Consider the following 23110-nt stretch of genomic DNA (forward strand, 5'->3'; position numbering starts at 1 on the left):
CCGTCAGAGACGGTGCGCGGGAGCCCTGCCGCCCACGGCCCGAGGCAGCGAACACGCTCTCGTTTGTCAGGACATATAGTTGACAGCGCAGCCGGTGGGCGGCACGTTGGGACCATGCGTATCGGACTCATCGGCACCGGCCGGATCGGTTCCTTCCATGCGGGTGTGCTGGCCCGCCACCCCGCGGTGGACACGCTGGTGGTGACGGACACCGACGGGGCAAGGGCGGCCGCGGTCGCCGCTCGGACGGGCGCTGCAGCAGCCGGGTCCGTGGCCGAAGTGCTGCGCGCGGGGGTGGACGCCGTCGTGATCGCCTCGGCCACGTCGGCGCACGCGGAGCTGATCGGGACGGCCGCGCGTGCGGGGCTGCCCGCGTTCTGCGAGAAGCCGATCGCACTGGACCCTGCGGGGACGCTGAGCGCACTGCGCGAGGTCGAGCGGGCCGGGAGCGTGCTCCAGCTGGGCTTCATGCGCCGGTTCGACGCCGGGTACGCTGCGGCGCGCACCGCCGTGCGGGGCGGGGCACTGGGCAGGCTGCACACCGTACGGGCGGTGACCTCAGATCCGGCGCCGCCGCCCGCCGCGTATCTGCCGCACTCCGGCGGTCTGTTCCGGGACTGTCTGGTCCACGACTTCGACATCCTGCGATGGGTGACGGGCCGTGAGGTGGTGGAGGTGTACGCCACCGGATCGGATGCCGGGCCCGCGATGTTCCGTGCGGCGGGCGACGTCGACACGGCGGCGGCCCTGCTGACCCTCGACGACGCCACGCTGGCCACCGCGACGGCGACCCGGTGCAACGGCGCCGGGTACGACGTACGGATGGAGCTGGCGGGCGAGCTCGGCCAGATCGCGGTCGGTCTCGACGAGCGCACCCCGCTGACGTCGGTGGAGCCACAGGGCCCCGCCGCCCCGGCCAAGCCCTGGCCGGGGTTCCTGGAGCGGTTCGCCCCGGCGTACGAGGCGGAACTGGACGCGTTCGTACGGGTGGTGCGGGGCGAGGCGGCCAACCCGTGCGACGGCCGGGAAGCTCTGCACGCACTGCGGATCGCGGAGGCGTGCGAGCTGTCCCGGCGCGAGCACCGGCCGGTGACAGTGGCGGAGATCCCGGCCGACTGAGGTGGAACTTCCCCTTCAGTTCCGGGCGGAGAGCACGGTCCCCTGGGCGACCGCACACAGGGTTTCCGTGCCGTCGTCCGTGGCGGCGAACAGATCACAGCGGACGACGGCCCGGCGGCGGCCGGTGTGGACGACGATGGCGCGGGCGATCAGGGTGCGGCCGGTGGCGGGCCGGATGTACTGGATCGAGAAGCCGCCGGTGAGTACGGCCGGTCCGAGGGTCGTCCCGGCGGCGAACGTGATCGAGTTGTCGGCGGCGTAGGACAGCACCCCGCCGTGCACAAAGCCGTTCTGCTGCTGGAGTTCCGGACGGATGTCCACTTCGAGGGCGGCCGCACCATCCCCGAAAGCGGTGATCCGTGCCCCGACGAGCCGGCTGAAAGGCTGGCTGTCAAGGACCTTCTGTGCCATCTGCAAATCAAGTCCGGTCATGACACGCTTTCCTACCTCACCAGCGCACCGGCAGCCGTCGCACCCCCCGGATCAGCATCCCCGGCAGCCAGTCGAGCTCCCCGGTGTCCGGGGCGAGTTCGAGATCCGGGCACCGCTCCAGCAGCGCGCGGATCGCGATCCGGCCCTCCATACGGGCCAGCGGCGCCCCCATGCAGAAGTGGATGCCGTGCCCGAACGCCAGATGCCCCTGGGTGTCGCGGCGGATGTCGAACCGGTCCGGTTCCGGATAGCGGGCGGGGTCGCGGTCGGCTCCGGCCAGGGCGATCAGGACCGCTTCGCCTGCCGGAATGACCCGGGAGCCGATCCTGACCGGTTCACGGGTGAAGCGGAAGGTGGCGGTCTCCACCGGCCCGTCGTACCGGAGCATCTCCTCGACCGCACCGTCGATCAAGCCGAAATCGGCGCGGAGTGCGGCCAGTTGATCGGGGTGGGCGAGCAGTGCGCGTACCCCGTTGGAGATCAGGTTGACGGTGGTCTCATGACCGGCGACGAGCAGCAGGAAGGCCATCCCGACGAGTTCGTCGGACGACAGTCCGTCGCCCTCCTCGTCGCGCGCCCGGATCAGCGCACTCAGCAGGTCGTCGCCGGGCGAGCACCGCTTGTCCTCGATGAGCTCGACCAGATAGGCGCCCATCGAGCGGACCGCCTCGCCCTCCTCCTGCGCCGTCTTCGGGGCGACGATGCCGTTCGACAGCCGGCGGAACTCGTTGCGGTCCAGGTCCGGCACACCGATCAGCTCGCAGATGACCGTCATGGGCAGCGGGAAGGCGAGCGCGTCGACGAGGTCTCCTTGCCCGGCGGGCACCATCGCGTCGAGGAGTTCGCCGGTGATCTGCTGGACCCGCGGCCGCAGCGACTCGATCCTGCGGGCGGTGAACTCGCGGGCGACGAGCTTGCGCAGCCGGGTGTGGTGGGGCGCGTCCATCTCCAGCATGTTGGCGTTGATCGGATCGCCCGCGCCCGTCGCGTACGGCGTCGTCCGCCAGTCCTTGCCGAGCCGCTGGTCGGCGAGGGCCGCGCGGCCCTCCTCGTAACCGACGATCAGCCAGACCCGCTCGAAGTCGTCGGTACGGATGGTGTGCACCGGTCCCTCGGCGCGCATCTTCGCGTAGTACGGATACGGATTCGCGGTGAAGTCCTGGATCCCGCGAAGATCGACGTCCACTGCGGACACGGTCCGCCCCCTCCCGGCCGGTTCGGTCGATCTGCTCGGATCGACCCCCATCACCCTACGTCGCCGGTGGAGTCGCCCTCCTCGTCGAGCAGACCCGCGTCGTGCACCAACAGCGCAATCTGAACGCGGTTGTTGAAGCCGAACCTCGCGAGAATGCGCGACACATGGGTCTTGACGGTGGCCACGCTGAGATACAGGGTCGCGGCGATCTCCGCGTTGGACCGGCCTCGCCCGACGGCGACCGCGACCTCGCGCTCCCGCTCGGCGAGGGAGGCGATCCGCTGCCGGGCCCGTTCGGCCCGGGCCGGCCGGCTGTCGGCGCCGCCCGCGGCACGAGCCATGAGCTGCCGGGTGACGGCGGGGGACAGCACGGGGTCACCGGCCGCGACCCGCCGCACCGAGTCGACGATCCGCGCGGGCGGGGTGTCCTTCAGGACAAATCCTGCGGCTCCGGCGCGGATGGCCCGCAGCACCTGCTCGTCGGCGTGGAACGTGGTGAGGACGACGACCTCGGGCGCGTCGGGTCTGCTGCGCAGTGCCTCGGTCGCGGTCAGCCCGTCCATGGTCGGCATCCTGATGTCCATCAGCACCACATCGGGGCGGTGCCGGTCGACGAGATCCGCGACCTCGGAGCCGTCCGCACCCTCCCCCACGACGGTGATGTCGTCGACGCCGCCGAGCATGAGCGTCAGCCCGGCCCGTACGAGCGGGTCGTCGTCGACGATGAGCAGCCGGACGGGCGGCGCCACGGGATCCCTGGGGGTGGTCATGAGGACCACGGTAGCCAGGCCCGGACGACGAATCCGCCGTCAGGTTCCGGGCCGTGGTCGAGGCGGCCACCCGCGAGGGTGGCGCGCTCGGTCAGACCGATGAGGCCCTGGCCGGAGCCGGGGACCCGCTCGAACGGTTCGACGGGTGCCGGGTTGCGTACCTCGATGGTGAGTCCGTCGCCCGGTCCGCCGGTGACGGTGATGGTGACCTCGGTGCCGGGGGCGTGTTTACGGGCGTTGGTCAGGCCCTCCTGAGCGATGCGGTAGACGGTGCGGCCGGTGGCACCGGGCGCGGTGACCGGGTCGGCGACGCGGTTGTCGAGGATGACCTCCATCCCCGCCAGGCGGGATTCGGCGATCAGTGCGTCCAGGGTGGCGAGGGTGGGCTGCGGCCGGTTGCCGTCCCCGTTGTCGCCGTCGCCGGGGCTCCGGAGAACGCCGATGATCTCGCGGAGGTCCTGGAGCGCCTCGTGCGCACTGTCCCGGATGACCCCGGCGGCCCGGCCGACCTCGGCCGGTGGCGCGTCGGGGCGGAATTCGAGGGCGCCCGCGTGGACGCTGAGGAGGGTCAGCCGGTGGGCGAGCACATCGTGCATCTCGCGCGCGATGGCCTCGCGGGCCAGCCGCTGGGCCTGTTCGGCACGGAGTCCGGCCTCCGCCTCGGCCCGGCGGGCACGCTCGCGAAGCGTGACGACGAGCTGGCGTCTGGACCGTACGACCATGCCCCAGCTCAGCACCAGCAGGACCAGAAGCATGCCGACGACCGTGGACGCGAGGAACGAGGTTGCCGGGTCGGGGCGCAGATAAGGCTGTACGGGCGCGACGGCCAGGGCGAGCACGCCGACGGCGGCCACCGGTCTGAACGGCCGGTGCACCGCGACGCTGAACAGCGCCACGAGCAGGGCCCCGGCGGCTACCGGTTCGACGATGGAGAGCAGTGTCAGGGTCACGGCGAGGCCGACCGGCCACCGCCGCCGTGTCCACAGGGCGCAGCAGGCCGCAGCGCCGATCAGCGAGTCGATGAAGACGACGCCGTCGGGGGTGGTGCGGTCGGCGTCGATGGCGCCGGCCGCGGCCGCGCCGATCGCCGCCGCGCAGAGGAAGGCGGTGATGTCGACGACCCAGTCCCGCACCGTGCGGCGGGCTCTGCGGCCCTGGTCACCGGGCAGCTCGGGATCGGCCATCGCCGAGGGCAGCAGCCAGGGGTACTCCGTGCGCGTCATATCGACAAAACTACTCAGATGACGGGCTGGTACCGGCCGTACGGGAGCGGGAGGCCACCGAAGTCGCCGGACCGGAGACTTCGGTAGCACCGGACCGGAGACTTAAGTCGCAGCGGGGCAGACCGGCGGCCGACGCGGCGGTGGGAACGTACGCGCGAGGCTCACGGGATGAAGAAACTCTGCGAGTCGGTCGGCTTCATCGTCTTCATCCAGGGCGTCGCCGGGCTGCTCCACGAATGGACGGGCTGGTTCCGGCTCTGGGCGGTGGTGCGGAGAATGGAGTTCCTCGGTGGGTACGCGCTGTTCGTCAACATCGTGCTGGTGATGACGGGCGCCGCTGTCATGGTGGCAGCGGACCGCCTCAAGGATTGACTTCCGCTCCCCGAGCTAACGCCCGGGGATTCCTACCGCGGTCGTGTGACCGTCTCGGTGGGTTCCTGCTTCACCGCGCTGCGCCGGGACGAGTCCCGGTCCTACCTGCGCTCGACAGGCTGACACCGCCAGTCCGGCGGCCTTGGCGACGTTGACCGCCGCGTTGATGTCCCGGTCCAGGACGGCCCCGCAGTCCCTGCGCCCGCACACGCGGACGTGCAGGGGCTTGGGGCCGTCCTTGACGCCGCACACGCAGCAGACCTGAGAGGTCGGCTCGATTGTCTCTGTTGATGCTTGACGTTGTGGCTTCACCTGATGCTTGACACCGCTTGCCTCGGCTTGGCTGTGCACGTCTGATCCGCGTGCAGGGAGGGCCGAGGCCGTGCTGGTGGAGTTGAGCGTGGTCGAGCAGCGTCGGCGGCTTCATGGCCGCCGGACAGCACGTCCAGCTCGGCCGCGGCTATGCCCACCAGGTCGTCACCGCCCACCTGGACGAGCAAACGATCCGGGTCTTCCACAGCGGCGAGCTGATCACCACCGTCCCGCGTGTCACCAGGAAGGAGGTAGTGGTCCGCAAGTCCGGCGAACACAACCGCCGGAAGATCGTGTGATCGTCGAGTCAGGAAGGCTCGGACGACCCTGCGGACGGCCACTTGGCCAGCCGAACACGCGCCTCCTGCGCAACGACCGGCCACGGGTCGTCAACCAAACGCGCAACAGCCGACCGCGGCGAGCGTGGATGACCTGCAACGAGCCGCCGCACAGAGTCATGCGGATCGTCGACCAACCGTTCCAACAGCTCAGACGGACAGTTGCGCTTGCTCGCCACCCGGTCCCGGACCCGCCAGTCCGGATCCTCGATCAGCTCGGCCAGGATCTCCGGCGGCACCGTCCTGTTATGCGCAACCCAAAAACGCATGTCGGGATGGTTGCGCACCAGGTCCCACCAGACGGGCAGCGGGAGAGTTGCCCACGCCGAGCGCTTGAACTCCGCCGGGTCCTCACTCTGTCGCAGCCGGATGAACTCCTCCATTGAGGTGATCTCAGGGAAACGGTCCGCCATGGCAGCCAGTAAGCCACGATGTCTAGGTCAGACGTCAAGCATCACCTGACGCCGAACCGTCAAGCATCAACCGAGACCCGACAGGACGCCCAGCAGGCCACGCGGTAAGAGTTTCTCTACTTCATCAAGACCCGCGCACGGCGCGGGCGCGCGCCGCCTTGCCGGCGGGGCCGCCGCCCTGTCTTCGCCAGCGGCGGCCCCGCCCGGCGGCGCGCTAGCGTGCTGCGGGCGTGAAGTGGGAGACACCCTCTGCGGCTGGGGCGGTCAGCTCCACGGCTTTAGGCAGCCACTTTGGGGCGAGCCTCTAAGATCACGGCCCCAACGTCGTGCTTTAACGGGCAGGTCCACTGACTGCCCGACTCGCCGGAAGCTTAAGGGGCCATGATCACTCGCCCCAAAGCAGCTCCAGCCCAAAGCCGCTCCGCCGACCTTCGCCACGACCCAGCCGTATGTCAGACTGCGGTTCATGATTCACAGTCGAAAGGGCCATGCCGCGTAGGCGCCCCTCACGCCTCCGGGCAGAAGACAGGCACTTTGCCGCAGATCGCAGCTACTCGAAGATCGGTCGGCTCTCCGGTCCAGCTCAAGCGCAGATCATTCGGTTGGAGCGGACCCGGCTCGAACCAGGCCTGATCGGGCAGGCGCTCTTCCTATGGACTGCCATCGCAAGGGCACCAAAAGATGAGCTCCCTTCGCCGTTCAGTGGCCGATGCGGAGTCTCCGCGTGTTGCCCCGAACCAGCTGACGAGCGAGATCTGCTGGAGCTAGCGATCTGCGCTCTCCCCAAGAAGAGCTCACGGGAGCTCCGCAGCATCGTGCAGCCTCTCGATCTGAAGATCCTCAAACGCCCCGACGCCGTGCCTTACGGCGATCCGCCGCATCGCTGGTGGCGAAGCGCCTTCTGATTGAGCCGTGCCCCTCCCGTGCCCGTTCGGTCGGGATACAACGGGGAGTCACGGGCACCGGCGGACAGCGAGCACGAGAACGACCCCTGACCGAGTTACCTGGTCAAGGGTCGTTCACAGCGTGTTGTCGTGTGCGCTGACGACCCCGGCCACGCCTCGCGCGTGCACGTCGGCTTCGGGTTGAGCGATCAAGTACTTGAACTGACCGCAGTCGCTCGCCACCCGCTGCCGCCCGTCATGGCTGCCCCGGATGGTGCGCTCCACAGGGCGAATGAACTCGGCCTGATCCTGGACGGCCACGACTCGCCTCTCGCCCGCCTGGCTGCTGCGATCAAAGTCCTGGCGGCGGCGCTCGAGGACGAACCCCGGCCATACCCGTACTACGTTCGCCTAGTGGCAGAGTGGCTTCGTGGACTGGCCGGCCACGTCCGTCTCGCGCAGGCCGAAGCGCTCGGGCGGGAAATAGCCGACCGGTTGAGGGCTGATCGCGCAACTGGCACGCACAGCCTTCATGACGAGGCTGTATGGGCGCACGCTACCCACATCATGGAGCTTCTGACTTTTCCTGCGAGTCACTCCGGACCCGAACACCAGACACGCTGACCACGGATTGACGCGGCTCCCGATCCTTTCGTCGGCCGTATACGCGTTCGCCTAAATCAGTTGCTGTACAGCAGCGAAGTACAGCAACCGGCATGACCACAGCCGAACGTCACCAACGCTCGGTGACCGGTTCACCAGCCCGGCAGACCTCAACAACCGTCCCGCCCATAGTTCGCTTCGAGAGGGTCACCAGCACGGTGCTCGTGCCACTCTCGTGCCAGAACGGGCGGGGAGCCAAGGGGAATCGCGGTGCGCAGGGGTCCAGGCCACCCACTCCATCCAAGGCGGGAAATCCACAGTTCAGGCTGGCGATCGCCGCACCTCGCTCCTAAAGCGGGTGTCAGGCGGGCAGCGGCGCGATCCTGATTCGGCCCTTGGGGCTGCGCACGGCCTACGTGGGGCTCGCGATGGACTGCCCCACCACTGTTGTCTACGAGAGAGCCCCGCCATGCGAACGCACCGAGGCTCCGCCGTCCCGGCCATCCCGCGTCCAATTGTCGGCGCGCGGGGAGTAGGGCGTCGGGTAGCCGGTCAGGTCGGAAAATCAGGAAGAGGAAGAGGCTACCGAGTCGGTGAGCTCCGAGGGCGGTTCGACTCCGATTTCCTGGAGAAGTCCTGCTACGTCGCGGTCGAGCTGGACACCCACCTCGGCGACTTCCTGAATCCCGATGCCGCCGAAAACCGTGCTGGGCTGGTCGATCGTGAAGACCGCCATGTCAGAGTCATCGCCGCTGATCAGGATCCGCAGTGGCGCGTACAGCAGGGCCGTATGGTCATGCCGGAACATTTTCTCCGCAGTCACATGATTGCCGAGCAGGTACTCGACGACCTTGGTCCGGTGTCCTGCAGCCGCCATCAGCGCAGTGGCGTCGATGGTGTGGAAAATCAACAAGCCATTCGGCGCCTGGGCGGCGATAGTGGCCCGCACGTCGTCCCAGGTGCCGCCCCTCTCAGTGATACGCACCGTGGCGGCGGCATCGAAGAGCGGGGCCGACTGTTCGAAGCGGCGCCGGAACTCGTCGAATCCTATTCCTGTCGGAATGTGGAGGCGGGTCATGGTATGCGGTGCAGTCAGGGTCATAGCGTCCCCGATCTCGTCGTCAGTTCATAACACAGCTTCTCCCACCCTACGGGCGGCCGACCTACCCGGCATATCCATGCAAGTCGGTAAGTGAGGGGACCGGCGGGCGGGCCCGTCGCCGTTGCGGGGGCGGCCTCTCAGGCCCGGAAGGCGATTCGTGGCAATGTATCCACTACCCTGCGCGCGTGCTCCCTCGGAGGTGAGTGTGAGGGGGCTGGCGCGGCTCCCGGCCGACGCCAGGGCACCCTCGCGATGGGCGCCCCGGCGTCGTGTGGTTCCGATTCCCGGTTGTCAGAGGGCGGGGTGCTGGTCGCGCGCGGGGCTGAGTGTCTCCAGGAGTAAGGCGATGTGCAGGATCGTCGACTCCGCGTACGGGTTGGCCGCCAGCTGCACGCCGATGGGCATGCCGTCGCTGCTGGTCCCGAATCGCATCGACAGGGCCGGATGTCCCGTCAGGTTGAACGGGACAGTCGTCGACGATACGTGGGAAGCGCCCATCGCCTGGCCGCCGAGGGTGAACTCCTCCAGCTGGTGCTTGTGGGATCAACCGCGGTCGACTGGCTCACCCCGGAGCAGATCACCGAGCGCATGTCCGAGGTCTACGCGATCCGCCTGCTCGATGCCCTGGACGAGGCCGGCCCCCACGTACGGAGTCACGACGGCCGCCGACTCGCAAAGAAGCCGTGACCCCAGAGCCTCGCCGAAGAATGAGCCGCGAGGAAGCCTTGCCCCTTGTGCAGCGCCTCTTGACCGGGGACCTTGCCAGCGAGGCAGAGGGTGACGAGATCCTTGACGCCTTGGAGCACGGACTCGCATGCCCTCACGTCAGCGACTAAATCCACTGGGACGCCGATCCCGATCTGAGCGCTGAGCGGATCGTCGATCGAGCGTTGGCCTACAAGCCGATCGCACTCTGACTCAAGCTGTCTGGTCCCAGTTGATGCGCGACGTTTTGATCCCAGGTGATGTTTGACGCCTGGCCTAGTAGCCGGCCTCACCAGGACGAGTCAACTGTTTCAATGACGCGGACGTCGCCGAGGTGCGGCTTCCACAAGCCGGAGTGCCCGCGAGCGGGTATCCCCTGGCTCAGAGGGCGCACGCCTGTAAACGCCCAGAGCCAGCCACCTCCCGATGACGTCGGCCCCACCTTGAAGCAGTCGACCAGCTGACCTACTGCGAAGATCAGGCCGAAGTGGCGTGGCCAAACCTCGGGTGGCCATCCGTGGTAGCCCGCCCAATCCAGGGTCGGCCTCACTTGCATTCCCGCTGGCAGCTTGGCCGCGTGATCCTCGGTGCGCGCCGCGTGGATGAGAACGAGCCCGCGATGGGATGTGGCGTTGCGACGAGGCAGCACGTCCAGATTACCGAAGACCAAGTGGCGTGCCCACGGCTGCTGGACGGTCACGGCGCGAAGCGCAGCCTCCTGCGATCGACGTTCTCTGAGGACCATCACAGACTTGAACCACCTGATCGCAGCCGCTGTCAACCATCAGCTGGGACCGAAGTATCAAGCATCTCCCGGGACCGAACACACTCTGACTCAAGCAGTGCGGTAAGAGTGAGCCTTTTCCAACCTGAGGTTGAGGCGTGGTGAAGGACGAGAACGGTCTTCACGATGTCGGTGGTTGGTGCTGCAACGGAGCTTCCGCAGACGGCGCCAGCTTTTGAAGGTGGCCATGGCCTGCTCGCCGATGTATCGGATCTTGGCGTGGCTGCTGTGGCGGATGCGTACTGGCCGGAGGCCGCGCCCGCGCGGAGACGACGGGGCCGTTCCCGGTGACACGCACCGGGGATGGGCCCGTCGCCCGTTCGTTCAGGAAGCCCGGATCGCCCGGTCGATCTCCGCGCCGGTACGCGCCACGACGACGGGCCACTCGTCCCTGAGGGAGGCGGGCAGAAGCTCGCGGTCCTCGTCCTGCTGGATCATGGTCGGCCCGCCCGGGACGACGAGCACGGCACCCAGCCGTCGCAGCAGGACGGCCAGGAGGTCCATGATCCCGTCCCCTCCGAAGCGGTTGAAGGTGATGCCGGTCGGGTTGTTGAAGTACACACCCGCCTCCTCCCCCTCCGCCGTACTCACCAGCAGGAAGTCCGTCTCGGGGTCCCGCAGCACCGCATAGGGGCCAAGGACCTCGTGCGCGGCACTCATGTCCAGCGTCGCCGGCTCACCGTTCTCGAACCGGCACACGAAGATGTCAAAACTCATGGAGTCTGTTCTAACCTCAGGTTGAGGCGTGGTGAAGGACGACGACGGCCTTCACAATGTCGGTGATCCGGTTGGTGCCGCAGCGGAGCTTTCGCAGGAGGCGCCAGCCCTTCAGGGTGGCCATGGCCTGCTCGCCGAGACAGCGGATCTTGGCGTGGGTACTGTTGTGTCGCCGCTTCCAGCGCTTGAGCAGACGGCCCCTGAACGGCACCCGGACGGGGCGCCCGGCGCCCTGGTAAGCCTTGTCCGCCCAGCACTTCACGTCGGCCTCGGTGAGCGCGTCGATGATGCCGTGGCGCCGCGCGGCGGTCAGGTCATGGGTCGATCCGGGCAATGCCGGCGAGGCCCACAGCAGTCGACCGAACGGGTCGGTGAGGACCTGGACGTTCATGCCGTGGCGTTTGTGTTTTCCGGAGTAGTACGGGGTGTCGGCGGCGATCCGGTCGATCGGCAGCAGGGTGCCGTCCAGGATCACGAAGGCTTTCGCCTGTACGATCTTCATCGCCTCGGTCAGGGTCGGCGCGGCGGCGGCCAGGACGTCGATCACCTCACGTATGTATCGGTACACGGTCGCGACGCCGATGCCGAACCCGGCGGCGAGCCGCGCGTAGGTGTCCCCGCACCGCAGGTGGGCGAGGACGAGCAGGGCCTGACGGCCGACAGGCAGCCGTCGCCACCGGGTCCCGATCTCTCGCTGCCGGGCACGGAGCCGCGTGGTCAGGTAGCGCAGGGTGCCGCTGGACAGATCAATCGACGAGGGGTAGACAAGCACGCGAAGCTCCTGACGGACACGGGTGATCTTGGTCGAGAACCCGTCTACCAGGAGCTTCGTCGTTCTGTACAGCTGGCAACCTCCAACACCTCACCGCCGCAGCCAGGTTGGAAAAGGCTCACTGGGCGGAGTTGACAGATCAGGCGGCAAGCGCATTACTCGGGACCCTGGCCGGCGGAGCCATCACGGTGCATGTTGCGCGCTGGCAGACCTCAAAGTCGATCACGGCTCAAGCCGAGCTAGCGGCTTCTCAACACGCCGCGAGCGCAGCACTGGTTCAAGAGCAGTGGGAACGGCAACGCTCTACTGAAGCCGCCCAGAGGCTCCTGGAGAGACTCGCGACTCTCTATGCGTGGCTGCCGTCGCTGCCGGACCTTGCGCTGGAGAGGCCAACGCTGAGCGCCCATGCGCGCGAGCAATGCTCTGTGGCGCTGTCCTCTGTTCGTCACCGCATGCAGACCGACCTCCTCTCAATTGGAGATACCGAGGCCCGGGCGCGTTATCGCACTCTCGTGAAGATCGTCTTCGACGTCGGGTGGCGGGGCATGGGGCAGGGGGACCGAGAGCGGCAAATCGCTGATGCAAGGGGCTACATGCGTACAGCTCACATAGGAGGCAATCGTGGACGGCACCGTGCTTCCAGCGCACGTTGCTCCACCTGTCCTAGATCGGCAAGGTGATGACGCCTGGACACCACCTCAGGTGCCCTGGCATTGGCATGACCCTGCGGATGGCAGTTGAGCAGCGATGCGAATGAGATGCTCCGCCGAGCTCGATACCTCTCCGTCACAGTCCTGGACCGTGGGCGTCCCAGCTGTCCGACTGTCCGATTAGGGCTATGACCTGCGAAAAGTTGCCGGCAACTCTATCTCGGGCTGTCCGGGCGGTCCGGTTACAGACGGCTGCAACACCCCGGCGTGTTGCAGCCCATCGGCAAAGGCCGACCTACGTGGTTGCTGGACGGCAAGCCGCAGGCGCCTTCCTTCAACGCTCGGTAGCGAACCTGAGACCGACATGGCATTTAGCCAACCTGACCCGGCGACTCCAGCGAGACTCTGTGCATGGAATCGTCGGTTGTCGTCGGAGTCATCGGTCTGGCGAGTGCCCTCCTGGGTGCGGGTGTGGCGTTCGCTGGGATCGTGTACCAGCAGCGACACCAGGCACGGATTGGCCGCGAGGCGCAGCGCCAGGCTCTGGCTACCGCAGCTGTTGAGCGGGTCCTCGGCGAGCTGTCAGCTATCCAACGAATCGTCAGGCGGTCAACGCGGGACCTGACCGCTGAAGAGGCGGAGGAGCGACGTCTCCGTCTGCACGACCACGTGGCTTCCATCCTCTTGGAGGCTCAACGAATACCTGATCCTCGGGTGCGAGACCGGGTGAGGGAGAACGCGTCGTTCGTGCTTCTCTCCCCGCCTGAGGACACCCGCACACCCGACGAGCGCCGAATGGACGGGATGTGGGTGTGTGGGGATTCGATTGGGTGTCTTGGCGCATATCTACGCGAGGAGCCGCTGCCTGACAGACTCTCCCCCGTACAGGAACTCATAGACAGGTGGCCCACGTTCCGAGGCGGAACGGACTGGTTCATGGAGGCATGAGTGGCACTAGGCAGTGCACGAGCGTCCCGGCTGTCCAGCTACAGATGAGCTGCAACAGGTCACGGGCAGCAACCGGCCTCTCTCCCCTCGCCTCTCGGACTAGCGGACCTCACGAATGGCCGGAATTTCGTCTTCCGGTGGAGAGACGGTGGCAAAGGCCGTTCCTGCCGTGGTGCCCAACGCTTCGCCCCAGGTCACGGCCCTGGTCCGGCACTACTGGCGGGCACAGCGCCTGTGGTCCGGCTCGTACTTCGCCGGATCGGTGGGCGGGGCTCCGCTCTCGATCGTCCGTCAGTACATCGAGCAGCAGAACCGTCCGCTCTAGCCCGCAGGTCAGAGCACTTCTCAGAATCACTTCACCACCGGGCTGAAGCCCGGTGCACTGCAATCAATTCCGGCAGCCGGCTCAAGGAGCCGCGGGGGTCACCGCACGGCGGCCCCAGCCGGTCCCGGCGAGGACGAGCACCGCGCCCAGTACGCCGAGGGCGGAGAGCCGTTCACCGCCGATCGCGATGCCCGCGGCGGCTGCCCACAGCGGTTCCGTACCGAGCAGCAGACTGACCCGGGACGGCGAGGTGCGGCGTACCGACCACATCTGCACGAAGAAGGCGAACAGCGTGCAGAAGACGGAGAGGAACAGCAGCCCGCCCCACTCACGGACGCCGAACCCCGCGGCCACCGTCCAAGGCGACGCCCCGGTGCCGGGAACGGCGGCGAGCACGGCGAAGACGGCGACCGCGCTGCCGAGCTGCACGGTGGTCAACGACAGCGAGTCCGCCGCCCGGACGGACTTGATGCGGGCCATCAACAGCACATGGAGAGTACGGGCGAGGGCGGCCACCAGCATCAGCAGATCGCCCACCGACGGGCTGGTGAAACCGCCGCCCTGGGTCAGCAGCACGACACCCGCGACGGACAGTGCGGCGGCGGCGAGGAACGCTCCGCGCGGCCGGACCCTGGTCACGGCGGCCTCCGCGAGCGGCGTGAAGATCATGGTGAGGCTGATGATGAGCCCGGCGTTGGTCGCCGAGGTGTGCACGACGCCGTAGGTCTCCACCAGGAAGATCCCGCTGAGGACCAGTCCCAGCAGACCGGCGCCGCGCCACTGCGCCGCGCTGAGCGCCCGGAGCCTGCGCCACCCGGCGACGGCGAGGACGGGCAGCACGATGACGAAGCGCAGGACGAGCACCGCGACGACGGTGGACGTCGTGGTGATGCCCTTGGCAGCGAGATAGCTGGCGCCCCAGACGACGGCGACGAGCAGCACCGGCAGATCGGTGAGCCAGGCCCGGCGCGGCGGTGCGAGGGCGGGCAGGGCGACAGCGGACACCTGGTTCTCCTGATTCTCCACAGCGGGAACGATGTGGAGACCTCACCGGCTCACACGCGGAACGATCACGGTACCGGGCGGGCCCCGGCTGCGGGAACACCTGTCTCACCGGCCGGGCGAGGCAGCCGATTCCCGCCGGTGGCCGTCCGGAAGGGTGGACCACCGCTGTCCGTCCTACCCTGGCCAGGAAGGTTTCCGAACGTAAAGGGAGATCATGATCGAGACCCCGGCCCGCCCCCTCAACGACGGTCGCACCATTCCCGCCGTCGGGCTCGGCACCTGGCCGATGGACGACGACGCGGCCGAGCAGGCCGTCGCCGGGGCGCTGGGCCTCGGATACCGGCTCGTCGACACCGCGCTCAACTACCGCAACGAGACCGGCACCGGCCGCGGGATCGCCCGCAGCGGTGTGCCGCGCGAGGACGTCTTCGTCACCACCAAGGTCCCGGGCCGGCACCACGGATACGAGAAGACGCTGGCGTCGTTCGAGGAGTCCCGGCGCAATCTCGGGCTCGACTACGTGGACCTGTATCTCATCCACTGGCCGCTGCCCCGGGTCGATCTGTACGTCGACACCTGGAAAGCAATGATCCAGCTCCGCAAGGACGGTCTGGTGCGGTCGATCGGTGTCTCCAACTTCACCGCGGCCCATGTCGAGCGGCTGGAGCAGGAGACCGGGGTGCTGCCCGCCGTCAACCAGATCGAGATGCATCCGCGCTTCCCGCAGGAGGAGCTGCGGGCCGTGCACGAGGCGAAGGGCATCGTCACCGAGAGCTGGAGCCCGCTGGGCCGCGGACACCGGCTGCTGGCGGACCCGGAGATCGTCGCCGTCGCCGAGGCGCACGGTGTGACACCCGGTCAGGCTGTGCTGCGCTGGCACACCCAGCTCGGTGCGGTGCCGATCCCGAAGTCCGCCGATCCGGGGCGGCAGCGCGAGAATCTGGATCTGTTCGGCTTCGAGCTGACGGCGGACGAACTGGCCCGGATCTCCGCGGGCCCGCGGCGGCGGTTCGGCGGAGACCCGGAGTCCCACGAGGAGTTCTGACCGGCGGCGACTCACCGGCCGGGGTTCACCCGTGGGATCTCACGCCGGACCTCGCGGTTCCCGGGTCACTCACCGCGGGGCGTGAGCTCCGCCATCAGGGACCAACCGTCGCCCGGGACCTCGACGTTGATGATCTCCGGGGTCCGGGCGACGAGGTCCGCCATCCCTTCCATCGCCGCCGCGAAGTGCTCGGACTTCACATGCGCCTCACCCGCTTCCGGGGACGCGAAGGCCTCCAGGAGCACGAACTGGTCCGGATTCTCGACGCTGTACGACCACTCGAAGAACAGATTGCCCGGTTCCTGACGAGTGGCGAGGGTGAAGGGCTCGACGGCCGGAAGCCAGTTGTCGCGCTCGGCGCTGCGGACGGTGAACTTGACGGCGATGAAGATCATGGCGACTCGACTCCTGCTCGGGACATGCGATCCGCCCAGAGTCCCATAGGCCCTGGATCGGAACGCATCGGGCACACCAGGAAGGAGCCGGAGTCACCCGTCCTCGTCAGCCGCCCAGCTCGCGGTGGCGGGCGGCAAGTCGCGTCGCGCCCTCCGCCGTCAGTGAGCCGAACAGCCGCAGCCGCGAGATGCCGCCGTCCGGGTAGATGTCGATCCGGACATGGGTGGCCCGTACCGCCTCCGGCAGGACGAAGCAGTGGTTCGTGTCGGGCTGCAGCCGGGTCCGGGGCAGGAGCTCGACCCAGTCCCCGCCGTCCCCGTCGCCGCTCTCCCCGTCCCGCACCGAAAGGCTCGCCCAGCCGGCCGAGTTGCCCTTGAGGTACGCGGTATCGATCTCGACGGCCCGGATCTCCGACTGCTCGGCGAGCCGGTAGCGGATCCAGTCGTTGCCCTTGTCGCGCCGACGGCGCGTCTCCCAGCCGTCGTCCATCTGCCGGGAGCGGCCGGGCTGGATCGTGTTGGTGGCCGGGGAGTAGAAGCGGTCGGAGGCGTCCTCGACCTGACCGCCGTTCTCCAGCGCCACGAGGTCGAAGGTGGACAGTGCGGCCAGCCAGGCGGGGTCCGGGACGACCTCTCCGTAAACCCGGAGACGGGCGATCCCGCCGTCGGGGTGCTGGTTGACCCGCAGATGGGTGACGCGCTGTTCGACGTCGATCGCGAAACCGTTGGCCGCGTGGCCGCCAACGGCCGTACGGGGTACGAGCGTTGTCCACTTCACGTCCGGCGCGAGGAGCTCCTCGGGCGACGGGGAGCCGGGGACGGAGGCCGCCTCGACGGAGACGGCCTGCGGGTAGTTGCCGCGGAAGTGGGCGGTGTCGACGACGATGCCGCGTACGAGGCCGGGCGCGCCGAGCCGCACCAACGCCCAGTCGTGGTCCTCGTCCGTGGGGTGCGGCTGCGCGGCGCCGGCGCCACGGCGGCGGCGCGTCTCCCAGCCGTCCATGATCTTGCCCTTGTGCCCGAAGTGCTCCGGGTCGAACTCGGCGGGCCCGGGCTTCAGCAGGTTCTCGCGCTCGGCGAAGAACTCGTCGTTGGCGGCGATCACGCCCGCGCCGAGCCGCCGGTCGGCGAGGTCGACGAGATGGGTGAAGGGGAAGTCGGCGGTGCGGTAGTCGGCGTACGGGTCGCCGCCGCCGTACGGGTCGGCGTCGCCGGTGAAGTGCGCTGTCGCCGTCATGGTCAGTGGTTCCTTTCGAGCAGGCGGCCGGTGGGTTCGGTGAGGACGCCGGCCGCCGCGATCCGCCGGCCGCGCAGCCAGGTCGACTTCACCACGCCGTGCAGGGTCCGTCCCGCGTAGGCGGTGACCTGGTTGCGGTGGAACAGCTCGGCCGGGTCGACGGTGAAGGTCTCGTCGGGGGTGAGGACCGCGAAGTCGGCGTCCCGGCCGGCCTCGATGGCGCCCTTGCGGGTCAGCCCGGCCAGCGCGGCAGGGGCGGCGGACATCCAGCGCGCCACGTCGTCGAGCGAGTGGCCGCGCCGGCGCGCCTCGGTCCAGATGGCGGGCAGGCCGAGCTGGAGGGAGGAGATGCCGCCCCAGGCGGAGGCGAAGTCCGGCGTCTTGAGGTCGGTGGTGCAGGGCGAGTGGTCGGAGACGATGCAGTCGATCGTGCCGTCGGCGAGCCCGTCCCAGAGCGCGTCCTGGTTGGCGGCCTCACGGATCGGCGGACAGCACTTGAACTCTGTTGCACCATCCGGGACTTCCTCGGCGGTGAGAGTGAGGAAGTGCGGGCAGGACTCGACGGTGACCCGCACGCCGTCGCGCTTGGCGGCCGCGATGAGCGGCAGGGCGTCGCCGGACGACAGATGCAGGACATGGACGCGCGCGTTCAGCCGCCTGGCGTGGGCGATGAGGCCCTCGATGGCGGTGTTCTCGGCGTCACGCGGCCGGGAGGCCAGGAAGTCGGCGTACGCGGGTCCGCTGCGCTGCGGCGCGGCCGCCAGATGGCGCGGGTCCTCGGCGTGCACGATCAGCAGCCCGCCGAAGCCGGCGATCTCGGCCATGGAGCGGGCCAGCTGCTCCTGGTCGAGCTCGGGAAACTCCTCGACCCCGGAGGGCGACAGGAAGCACTTGAAGCCGAAGACGCCGGCCTCGTACAGCGGCCGCAGATCCTTGACGTTGGCCGGGACGGCACCGCCCCAGAAGCCGGTGTCGACGTGCGCCTTGGTGGCCGCCACCTGCCGCTTGGTCCGCAGATGGTCGACGGTGGTGGTCGGCGGGAGGGAATTGAGCGGCATGTCGAGCAGGGTCGTGATGCCGCCCGCCGCGGCTGCGCGGGTGGCGGTCCAGAAGCCTTCCCACTCGGTGCGGCCGGGATCGTTCACATGGACATGGGTGTCGACGAGGCCGGGCAGCAGGACGTCGTCGCCGAAGTCCTCCAGCCGGGCCCCGGCCGGCACCTCGGTGTCGTACGCCAGGACGGCGTCGATCGTCCCGCCGACGACCGCCACCGCTGCAGGGCGCGTCCCCTCGGGGGTGACGACGCGCGTCGAGCGCAGTACCAGGTTCACGTCCGCACCGGACACCCGTGCTCCTCACTTCCGGCCTCTCGGCGGCCTGAAGCCGCCGAAGAAATTCAACGAACTGTTGAAGGAGTGTTCACCTGGGATTCCAGCCCGTCAAGACCCCACCTTCCCCGCCGGACGGCAAGCCGACCACTCACATGGGCCAATGGAGATTTCCACGAAGTAAAAGAGCAATTTCGGAGAGCGGAACGTAACATGGGCCAGGTACGGCTTCGCAGAACCGTCCCGTGGATCGCGGACACCCGGACAAACAGGCCCTGACCGGCCAGGACGCCGTGCCGGAGCAGTGGGCCGATCGGGAACCTCCCGGTAGGCTGCTGCCTTGCCCTTCCGCCTCGAAAGGACCGTTGACGTGCCGCCGTCCCACGCCAGCACATCCGACTCCAAGCCCGCCGGTTCCAGCGGCGGCGTGCAGTCACTTGAGCGCGCTTTCGATCTGCTGGAGCGGATGGCCGACGCCGGGGGCGAGGTCGGGCTGAGCGAACTCTCCGCGAGCAGCGGACTCCCGCTGCCCACCATTCACCGGCTGATGCGCACGCTGGTCGTCTGCGGCTACGTGCGCCAGCAGCCCAACCGGCGCTATGCCCTCGGCCCGCGCCTGATCCGGCTCGGCGAGTCCGCGTCCCGGCTGCTCGGGACCTGGGCCCGACCGTATCTGGCGCGACTGGTCGAGGAGACCGGCGAGACCGCGAACATGGCGCTGCTCGACGGCGACGAGGTCGTGTACGTCGCACAGGTGCCGTCGAAGCACTCGATGCGGATGTTCACCGAGGTGGGCCGGCGGGTCCTCCCCCACTCCACGGGGGTGGGCAAGGCGCTCCTCGCGCACACCCCGCCGGACGAGGTACGGGCGCTGCTGGCCCGCACCGGAATGCCGGCCGCCACCGAGAAGACGATCACCACCCCGGACGGCTTCCTGGACGCGCTGGACCAGGTCCGCCGCGCGGGATACGCGGTGGACGACAACGAGCAGGAGATAGGGGTCCGCTGCCTGGCGGTCTCCGTACCGAACTCCCCCACCTCTGCCGCGATCTCCATCTCGGGCCCGGCCGGACGGGTCACGGAGGCGGCGACGGAGCGGATCGTGCCGATCCTGCAGCAGGTCGCGAAGGAGCTGTCGCAGGCGCTGGCCAGCAGCGGCCCCACCGGCTGAGGCAGCTCGGACGTGACTGTGCCCACCGGGCAGGGACCCGACGGGCACAGTCGTGTTCGCGGGCGACCGCCGCGCCCCCTTGCGTCCCGTCAGCGGCGCGGCGGCTCGCCGAAGAGGTCCACGGCGACACGTACGTCCCTGAGTGCGGATGTCAATGCGCTCACCGAGCCGATCGCCCCCGCGATCAGCAGCAGTGAGCGGCGCAATCGCCGGATCTCCGGCACACCGGTGACGGCCATGGCGTCCAGTGCGGCCAGTTCGTCCTCGGCGATCCCCCGGTCGGGGAACTCCGCAGGATGCCCGGCCAGCTCACGACGGAGCCGGGAGACCGCCGTACGCAACTCCGTCACCCTTGGGTCCTCGCCACTGCTGGTCACCCGCGTCTGCCCCACGCTTCGCAACAAAGCACTCCCCCTCGCACATCCTTGTGCCGGTGTTTCGACCACGTCCCGAGCCGTGGTCAAGTGCCCGGGGGTGTGCGCAAGTTAACGCCATGACAGGTGCCGCGCGCCACTCCACGGTCAGAAATCAGGGTGACCACCGGGGGACGCAGCGTACTGGCCGGTCCGGTAGGAAATCACCGGTGCGGTGAGGTATTCAGGGCCTCATGGCTCATACACCCCACACCCTGTCCACTTCCGGCGCTCCGCAACCGTCCCGTCCCTCCGACGGGGGACAGCAGCCGGTGATCGCCGGTCTGCTGCTCGCCGCGGGCGGCGGCCGCCGCCTCGGCGGCCGGCCGAAAGCCCTGCTGGAACACCGCGGCCGGCCGCTCGTCGAACATGCGCTGCGCGCGCTGCGGAACGGCGGCTGCGACCCCGTCCATGTGGTGCTCGGCGCCGCGGCGGAGACGGTGCGGGCACGGGCCGACCTCTCCGGCTGCACGGTGACCGTCAATGCGCAGTGGCCGGAAGGCATGGGTTCGTCACTGCGGGCGGGTCTGGGCGCACTCGCCGGCACGGGAGCGGATGCGGCACTCGTCCTGCTCGTGGACCAGCCGGGCATCGGCGCTCAGGCGGTGGCACGGGTGCGGTCGGCGTACCGCTCCCGGCTGAGCCTGGCGGCGGCCTCGTACGAGGGGGAACGCGGTCATCCGGTGCTGTTCGGGGCCGAACGGTGGGCTGATGTCGCGGCGGGCGCGGTGGGCGACCAGGGCGCCCGGACGTACCTGCGGGCGCACCGCGATGCGATCACGCTCGTCGAGTGTTCCGATGTGGCGGAGGCGTACGACATCGACACGGCGGAGGATCTGACGCACCTTGAATGAACGGGTTGTGCGCGCACTGGCACGCTGCGCCAGCCCCGCCTCACTTCTGTCGACCCGGAGAATCTCGACATCAACAAACCATTGAACTTCCACTATGAGGAAACTACTATCCACTGGTCAGAAGCGCTCTGTATCCCAGACGGCGCCCACGGCCACATTCCGGAGCCCTGGCACGCCGTGCCATTTCTGGCGACCCGGCGGCCGTAGAGGCGCCGCCCGCACCGCCCGCTGAAGGAGTGACAGCTCATGTCCGCACCAGCGCCGTCCCCGCTGGCCATCGTCGATGCCGAGCCCCTGCCCCGGCAGGATGAGGTCCTGACCGACGCGGCCCTCGCGTTCGTGGCCGAGCTGCACCGGCAGTTCACGCCCCGCCGTGACGAGCTGCTCGCCCGCCGCGGGGAGCGCCGCGCCGAGATCGCCCGCACCTCCACGCTGGACTTCCTGCCCGAGACGGCGGCGATCCGCGCGGACGACTCCTGGAAGGTCGCGCCGGCCCCGGCCGCGCTGAACGACCGCCGGGTGGAGATCACCGGTCCGACCGACCGCAAGATGACCATCAACGCCCTGAACTCGGGCGCCAAGGTCTGGCTCGCCGACTTCGAGGACGCGTCCGCCCCCACGTGGGAGAACGTCATCCTCGGCCAGCTCAATCTGATCGACGCCTACGAGCGCCGCATCGACTTCACCGACCCCACGTCGGGCAAGTCCTACGCACTGAAGCCCGCCGACGAACTCGCCACGGTGGTCACCCGTCCCCGCGGCTGGCACCTGAATGAGCGTCACATCCAGCTCGACGGCACCCCGGTGCCGGGTGCGCTGGTCGACTTCGGGCTCTACTTCTTCCACAACGCCCAGCGTCTGATCGACCTCGGCAAGGGCCCGTACTTCTACCTCCCGAAGACGGAGTCGCACCTGGAGGCCCGCCTCTGGAACGACATCTTCGTCTTCGCCCAGGACTACGTCGGCATCCCGCAGGGCACCGTCCGCGCGACCGTCCTGATCGAGACGATCACCGCCGCGTACGAGATGGAGGAAATCCTTTACGAGCTCCGCGACCATGCCTCCGGGCTGAACGCGGGCCGCTGGGACTACCTCTTCTCCATCGTCAAGAACTTCCGCGACGGCGGCTCGAAGTTCGTCCTGCCGGACCGCAACGCGGTGACGATGACCGCCCCGTTCATGCGCGCGTACACCGAACTCCTCGTCCGCACCTGCCACAAGCGCGGCGCACACGCGATCGGCGGCATGGCGGCGTTCATCCCGTCGCGCCGTGACGCCGAGGTCAACAAGGTCGCCTTCGAGAAGGTCAAGGCGGACAAGGACCGCGAGGCGAACGACGGCTTCGACGGCTCCTGGGTCGCCCACCCGGATCTCGTCCCGATCGCCATGGCCTCGTTCGACGCGGTCCTCGGCGAGAAGCCGAACCAGAAGGAACGCCTGCGCGAGGAGGTCTCCGTGGCGGCGGGCGACCTGATCGCGATCGACACCCTGGACGCCAAGCCCACGTACGACGGCCTGCGCAACGCCGTTGCGGTCGGCATCCGCTACATCGAGGCGTGGCTGCGCGGCATGGGCGCGGTCGCCATCTTCAACCTGATGGAGGACGCCGCCACCGCGGAGATCTCCCGCTCGCAGATCTGGCAGTGGATCAACGCGGACGTGGTCTTCGAGAACGGCGCACACGCCACGGCCGACCTGGCCCGCAAGGTCGCGGCCGAGGAACTCGCCGCGATCCGGGCGGAGGTCGGCGAGGAGGCGTTCGCGTCCGGCAAGTGGCAGCAGGCCCACGACCTGCTGCTCCAGGTGTCGCTGGACCAGGACTACGCGGACTTCCTGACGCTGCCTGCGTACGAGCAACTGGTCTGAGTCCGGTCCGATCCCGTAACACCTCGCGCCCCCGGTACCGCACAGCACCGGGGGCGCGGTTGCGTGCGGCCCCGTCACCGAGTGCCCAGGAACTGTTCCCCGCCCGGTACGCCTCCGCGTATCGCGCAGGAA

Annotated in this window: 23 protein-coding genes and 5 pseudogenes; 10 read left to right on the plus strand and 18 right to left on the minus strand. The window is 68.8% G+C overall.

Annotation, left to right across the window (positions count from 1 at the left end):
• The first annotated feature begins 114 nt into the window (after window positions 1-114).
• The gene (locus OHA88_RS13190; RefSeq protein WP_328625667.1) at window positions 115-1119 is read left to right on the plus strand and encodes a Gfo/Idh/MocA family protein; all 1005 of its coding nucleotides are present in this window, start codon (window positions 115-117) and stop codon (window positions 1117-1119) included.
• 15 nt (window positions 1120-1134) lie between these two features.
• Here the strand turns inward: OHA88_RS13190 and OHA88_RS13195 are convergent, their stop codons facing one another.
• The 4 genes from OHA88_RS13195 to OHA88_RS13210 all read right to left on the minus strand — a co-directional run bounded on the left by OHA88_RS13195 (window position 1135) and on the right by OHA88_RS13210 (window position 4739).
• Window positions 1135-1551, minus strand: a complete 417-nt coding sequence (locus tag OHA88_RS13195) for a PaaI family thioesterase (RefSeq protein WP_328625668.1) — start codon at window positions 1549-1551, stop codon at window positions 1135-1137.
• Between the two features lie 16 nt (window positions 1552-1567).
• Window positions 1568-2674 (minus strand): cytochrome P450 family protein, encoded by a 1107-nt coding sequence (locus OHA88_RS13200; RefSeq protein WP_326634004.1) that lies wholly within the window; start codon window positions 2672-2674, stop codon window positions 1568-1570.
• A 122-nt stretch (window positions 2675-2796) separates the two neighbouring features.
• A complete protein-coding gene (locus OHA88_RS13205; RefSeq protein WP_328625669.1) occupies window positions 2797-3516 on the minus strand; it encodes a response regulator transcription factor in 720 nt (239 codons plus the stop codon).
• Window positions 3513-4739: a sensor histidine kinase gene (locus OHA88_RS13210; RefSeq protein WP_328625670.1), complete on the minus strand. Its 1227-nt coding sequence runs from the start codon at window positions 4737-4739 to the stop codon at window positions 3513-3515. The genes OHA88_RS13205 and OHA88_RS13210 overlap by 4 nt, the downstream gene beginning before the upstream one ends.
• Before the next feature lie 168 nt (window positions 4740-4907).
• Here OHA88_RS13210 and OHA88_RS13215 point away from each other — a divergent pair, with 168 nt between their 5' ends.
• A complete protein-coding gene (locus OHA88_RS13215; protein WP_328625671.1) occupies window positions 4908-5111 on the plus strand; it encodes a hypothetical protein in 204 nt (67 codons plus the stop codon).
• Between the two features lie 15 nt (window positions 5112-5126).
• Here the strand turns inward: OHA88_RS13215 and OHA88_RS13220 are convergent.
• Window positions 5127-5387 (minus strand): annotated as a pseudogene (locus OHA88_RS13220) (zinc ribbon domain-containing protein); the annotation flags it as partial.
• A 131-nt stretch (window positions 5388-5518) separates the two neighbouring features.
• Here OHA88_RS13220 and OHA88_RS13225 point away from each other — a divergent pair.
• Window positions 5519-5722, plus strand: a pseudogene (locus OHA88_RS13225) (IS481 family transposase); the annotation flags it as partial.
• A gap of 8 nt (window positions 5723-5730) precedes the next feature.
• Here OHA88_RS13225 and OHA88_RS13230 read toward each other — a convergent pair.
• The 5 genes from OHA88_RS13230 to OHA88_RS13250 all read right to left on the minus strand — a co-directional run bounded on the left by OHA88_RS13230 (window position 5731) and on the right by OHA88_RS13250 (window position 9261).
• Window positions 5731-6174 carry a HEAT repeat domain-containing protein gene (locus OHA88_RS13230; protein ID WP_328625672.1) on the minus strand — a complete coding sequence of 148 codons (444 nt, stop codon included), beginning with the start codon at window positions 6172-6174 and terminating at the stop codon, window positions 5731-5733.
• 1019 nt (window positions 6175-7193) lie between these two features.
• Window positions 7194-7379, minus strand: a complete 186-nt coding sequence (locus tag OHA88_RS13235; RefSeq protein WP_328625673.1) for a hypothetical protein — start codon at window positions 7377-7379, stop codon at window positions 7194-7196.
• 90 nt (window positions 7380-7469) lie between these two features.
• Window positions 7470-7592 carry a hypothetical protein gene (locus OHA88_RS13240; protein ID WP_328625674.1) on the minus strand — a complete coding sequence of 41 codons (123 nt, stop codon included), beginning with the start codon at window positions 7590-7592 and terminating at the stop codon, window positions 7470-7472.
• A gap of 634 nt (window positions 7593-8226) precedes the next feature.
• Window positions 8227-8763, minus strand: a complete 537-nt coding sequence (locus tag OHA88_RS13245; protein ID WP_328625675.1) for a DUF302 domain-containing protein — start codon at window positions 8761-8763, stop codon at window positions 8227-8229.
• A gap of 291 nt (window positions 8764-9054) precedes the next feature.
• Entirely contained in the window at window positions 9055-9261 is a 207-nt protein-coding gene (locus tag OHA88_RS13250) for an amidase family protein (protein WP_328625676.1), read from the minus strand.
• A gap of 45 nt (window positions 9262-9306) precedes the next feature.
• Here OHA88_RS13250 and OHA88_RS13255 point away from each other — a divergent pair.
• A pseudogene (locus tag OHA88_RS13255) lies at window positions 9307-9450 on the plus strand (NUDIX hydrolase); the annotation flags it as partial.
• 888 nt (window positions 9451-10338) lie between these two features.
• Here OHA88_RS13255 and OHA88_RS13260 read toward each other — a convergent pair.
• From OHA88_RS13260 to OHA88_RS13270, 3 genes and pseudogenes are all read right to left on the minus strand, one after another.
• A pseudogene (locus OHA88_RS13260) lies at window positions 10339-10477 on the minus strand (IS5/IS1182 family transposase); the annotation flags it as partial.
• A gap of 99 nt (window positions 10478-10576) precedes the next feature.
• Window positions 10577-10969: a hypothetical protein gene (locus tag OHA88_RS13265; protein WP_328624032.1), complete on the minus strand. Its 393-nt coding sequence runs from the start codon at window positions 10967-10969 to the stop codon at window positions 10577-10579.
• A 16-nt stretch (window positions 10970-10985) separates the two neighbouring features.
• Complete coding sequence (locus OHA88_RS13270; RefSeq protein WP_328625677.1) at window positions 10986-11741, minus strand: transposase family protein; 756 nt, start codon at window positions 11739-11741, stop codon at window positions 10986-10988.
• A 1061-nt stretch (window positions 11742-12802) separates the two neighbouring features.
• Between OHA88_RS13270 and OHA88_RS13275 the strand changes: the two genes are divergently transcribed.
• The gene (locus OHA88_RS13275; RefSeq protein WP_328625678.1) at window positions 12803-13339 is read left to right on the plus strand and encodes a hypothetical protein; all 537 of its coding nucleotides are present in this window, start codon (window positions 12803-12805) and stop codon (window positions 13337-13339) included.
• Window positions 13340-13541: 202 nt separating this feature from the next.
• Window positions 13542-13664 (plus strand): annotated as a pseudogene (locus tag OHA88_RS13280) (transposase); the annotation flags it as partial.
• 81 nt (window positions 13665-13745) lie between these two features.
• On the opposite strand, the gene OHA88_RS13285 reads toward OHA88_RS13280, so the two are convergent.
• The gene (locus tag OHA88_RS13285) at window positions 13746-14669 is read right to left on the minus strand and encodes a DMT family transporter (RefSeq protein ID WP_328629674.1); all 924 of its coding nucleotides are present in this window, start codon (window positions 14667-14669) and stop codon (window positions 13746-13748) included.
• Between the two features lie 214 nt (window positions 14670-14883).
• Between OHA88_RS13285 and OHA88_RS13290 the strand changes: the two genes are divergently transcribed.
• A complete protein-coding gene (locus OHA88_RS13290; RefSeq protein ID WP_328625679.1) occupies window positions 14884-15714 on the plus strand; it encodes an aldo/keto reductase in 831 nt (276 codons plus the stop codon).
• 65 nt (window positions 15715-15779) lie between these two features.
• Here OHA88_RS13290 and OHA88_RS13295 read toward each other — a convergent pair whose 3' ends face one another.
• The 3 genes from OHA88_RS13295 to allB all read right to left on the minus strand — a co-directional run bounded on the left by OHA88_RS13295 (window position 15780) and on the right by allB (window position 18692).
• On the minus strand, window positions 15780-16109 hold the full coding sequence (locus OHA88_RS13295) for a putative quinol monooxygenase (RefSeq protein WP_326626148.1): 330 nt from the start codon (window positions 16107-16109) through the stop codon (window positions 15780-15782).
• A gap of 106 nt (window positions 16110-16215) precedes the next feature.
• Window positions 16216-17346: an allantoicase gene (gene alc / locus OHA88_RS13300; protein ID WP_328625680.1), complete on the minus strand. Its 1131-nt coding sequence runs from the start codon at window positions 17344-17346 to the stop codon at window positions 16216-16218.
• A 2-nt stretch (window positions 17347-17348) separates the two neighbouring features.
• Window positions 17349-18692: an allantoinase AllB gene (allB, locus tag OHA88_RS13305; protein WP_328625681.1), complete on the minus strand. Its 1344-nt coding sequence runs from the start codon at window positions 18690-18692 to the stop codon at window positions 17349-17351.
• A 352-nt stretch (window positions 18693-19044) separates the two neighbouring features.
• Here allB and OHA88_RS13310 point away from each other — a divergent pair, with 352 nt between their 5' ends.
• Window positions 19045-19845: an IclR family transcriptional regulator gene (locus OHA88_RS13310; RefSeq protein WP_267000352.1), complete on the plus strand. Its 801-nt coding sequence runs from the start codon at window positions 19045-19047 to the stop codon at window positions 19843-19845.
• Between the two features lie 89 nt (window positions 19846-19934).
• On the opposite strand, the gene OHA88_RS13315 is transcribed toward OHA88_RS13310, so the two are convergent.
• On the minus strand, window positions 19935-20237 hold the full coding sequence (locus OHA88_RS13315; RefSeq protein WP_267000354.1) for a DUF5955 family protein: 303 nt from the start codon (window positions 20235-20237) through the stop codon (window positions 19935-19937).
• A 305-nt stretch (window positions 20238-20542) separates the two neighbouring features.
• Here OHA88_RS13315 and OHA88_RS13320 point away from each other — a divergent pair, with 305 nt between their 5' ends.
• Both OHA88_RS13320 and aceB read left to right on the plus strand, forming a co-directional pair.
• Entirely contained in the window at window positions 20543-21112 is a 570-nt protein-coding gene (locus tag OHA88_RS13320) for a nucleotidyltransferase family protein (RefSeq protein WP_328629675.1), read from the plus strand.
• A gap of 246 nt (window positions 21113-21358) precedes the next feature.
• Window positions 21359-22978 carry a malate synthase A gene (gene aceB / locus OHA88_RS13325; protein WP_328625682.1) on the plus strand — a complete coding sequence of 540 codons (1620 nt, stop codon included), beginning with the start codon at window positions 21359-21361 and terminating at the stop codon, window positions 22976-22978.
• Window positions 22979-23110 lie beyond the last annotated feature (132 nt).

The sequence above is a fragment of the Streptomyces sp. NBC_00353 genome (assembly GCF_036108815.1).
Classification (GTDB): Bacteria; Actinomycetota; Actinomycetes; order Streptomycetales; family Streptomycetaceae; genus Streptomyces.

What these genes read in the sequence shown, in the direction of transcription:
- OHA88_RS13190 (WP_328625667.1), top strand. Translation starts at nt 115, where the DNA reads ATGCGTATCGGACTCATCGGCACCGGCCGGATCGGTTCCTTCCATGCG.
- OHA88_RS13195 (WP_328625668.1), bottom strand. Translation starts at nt 1,551, where the DNA reads ATGACCGGACTTGATTTGCAGATGGCACAGAAGGTCCTTGACAGCCAG.
- OHA88_RS13200 (WP_326634004.1), bottom strand. Translation starts at nt 2,674, where the DNA reads ATGCGCGCCGAGGGACCGGTGCACACCATCCGTACCGACGACTTCGAG.
- OHA88_RS13205 (WP_328625669.1), bottom strand. Translation starts at nt 3,516, where the DNA reads ATGACCACCCCCAGGGATCCCGTGGCGCCGCCCGTCCGGCTGCTCATC.
- OHA88_RS13210 (WP_328625670.1), bottom strand. Translation starts at nt 4,739, where the DNA reads ATGACGCGCACGGAGTACCCCTGGCTGCTGCCCTCGGCGATGGCCGAT.
- OHA88_RS13215 (WP_328625671.1), top strand. Translation starts at nt 4,908, where the DNA reads ATGAAGAAACTCTGCGAGTCGGTCGGCTTCATCGTCTTCATCCAGGGC.
- OHA88_RS13230 (WP_328625672.1), bottom strand. Translation starts at nt 6,174, where the DNA reads ATGGCGGACCGTTTCCCTGAGATCACCTCAATGGAGGAGTTCATCCGG.
- OHA88_RS13240 (WP_328625674.1), bottom strand. Translation starts at nt 7,592, where the DNA reads ATGAAGGCTGTGCGTGCCAGTTGCGCGATCAGCCCTCAACCGGTCGGC.
- OHA88_RS13245 (WP_328625675.1), bottom strand. Translation starts at nt 8,763, where the DNA reads ATGACCCTGACTGCACCGCATACCATGACCCGCCTCCACATTCCGACA.
- OHA88_RS13250 (WP_328625676.1), bottom strand. Translation starts at nt 9,261, where the DNA reads ATGGGCGCTTCCCACGTATCGTCGACGACTGTCCCGTTCAACCTGACG.
- OHA88_RS13265 (WP_328624032.1), bottom strand. Translation starts at nt 10,969, where the DNA reads ATGAGTTTTGACATCTTCGTGTGCCGGTTCGAGAACGGTGAGCCGGCG.
- OHA88_RS13275 (WP_328625678.1), top strand. Translation starts at nt 12,803, where the DNA reads ATGGAATCGTCGGTTGTCGTCGGAGTCATCGGTCTGGCGAGTGCCCTC.
- OHA88_RS13290 (WP_328625679.1), top strand. Translation starts at nt 14,884, where the DNA reads ATGATCGAGACCCCGGCCCGCCCCCTCAACGACGGTCGCACCATTCCC.
- OHA88_RS13295 (WP_326626148.1), bottom strand. Translation starts at nt 16,109, where the DNA reads ATGATCTTCATCGCCGTCAAGTTCACCGTCCGCAGCGCCGAGCGCGAC.
- alc (WP_328625680.1), bottom strand. Translation starts at nt 17,346, where the DNA reads ATGACGGCGACAGCGCACTTCACCGGCGACGCCGACCCGTACGGCGGC.
- aceB (WP_328625682.1), top strand. Translation starts at nt 21,359, where the DNA reads ATGTCCGCACCAGCGCCGTCCCCGCTGGCCATCGTCGATGCCGAGCCC.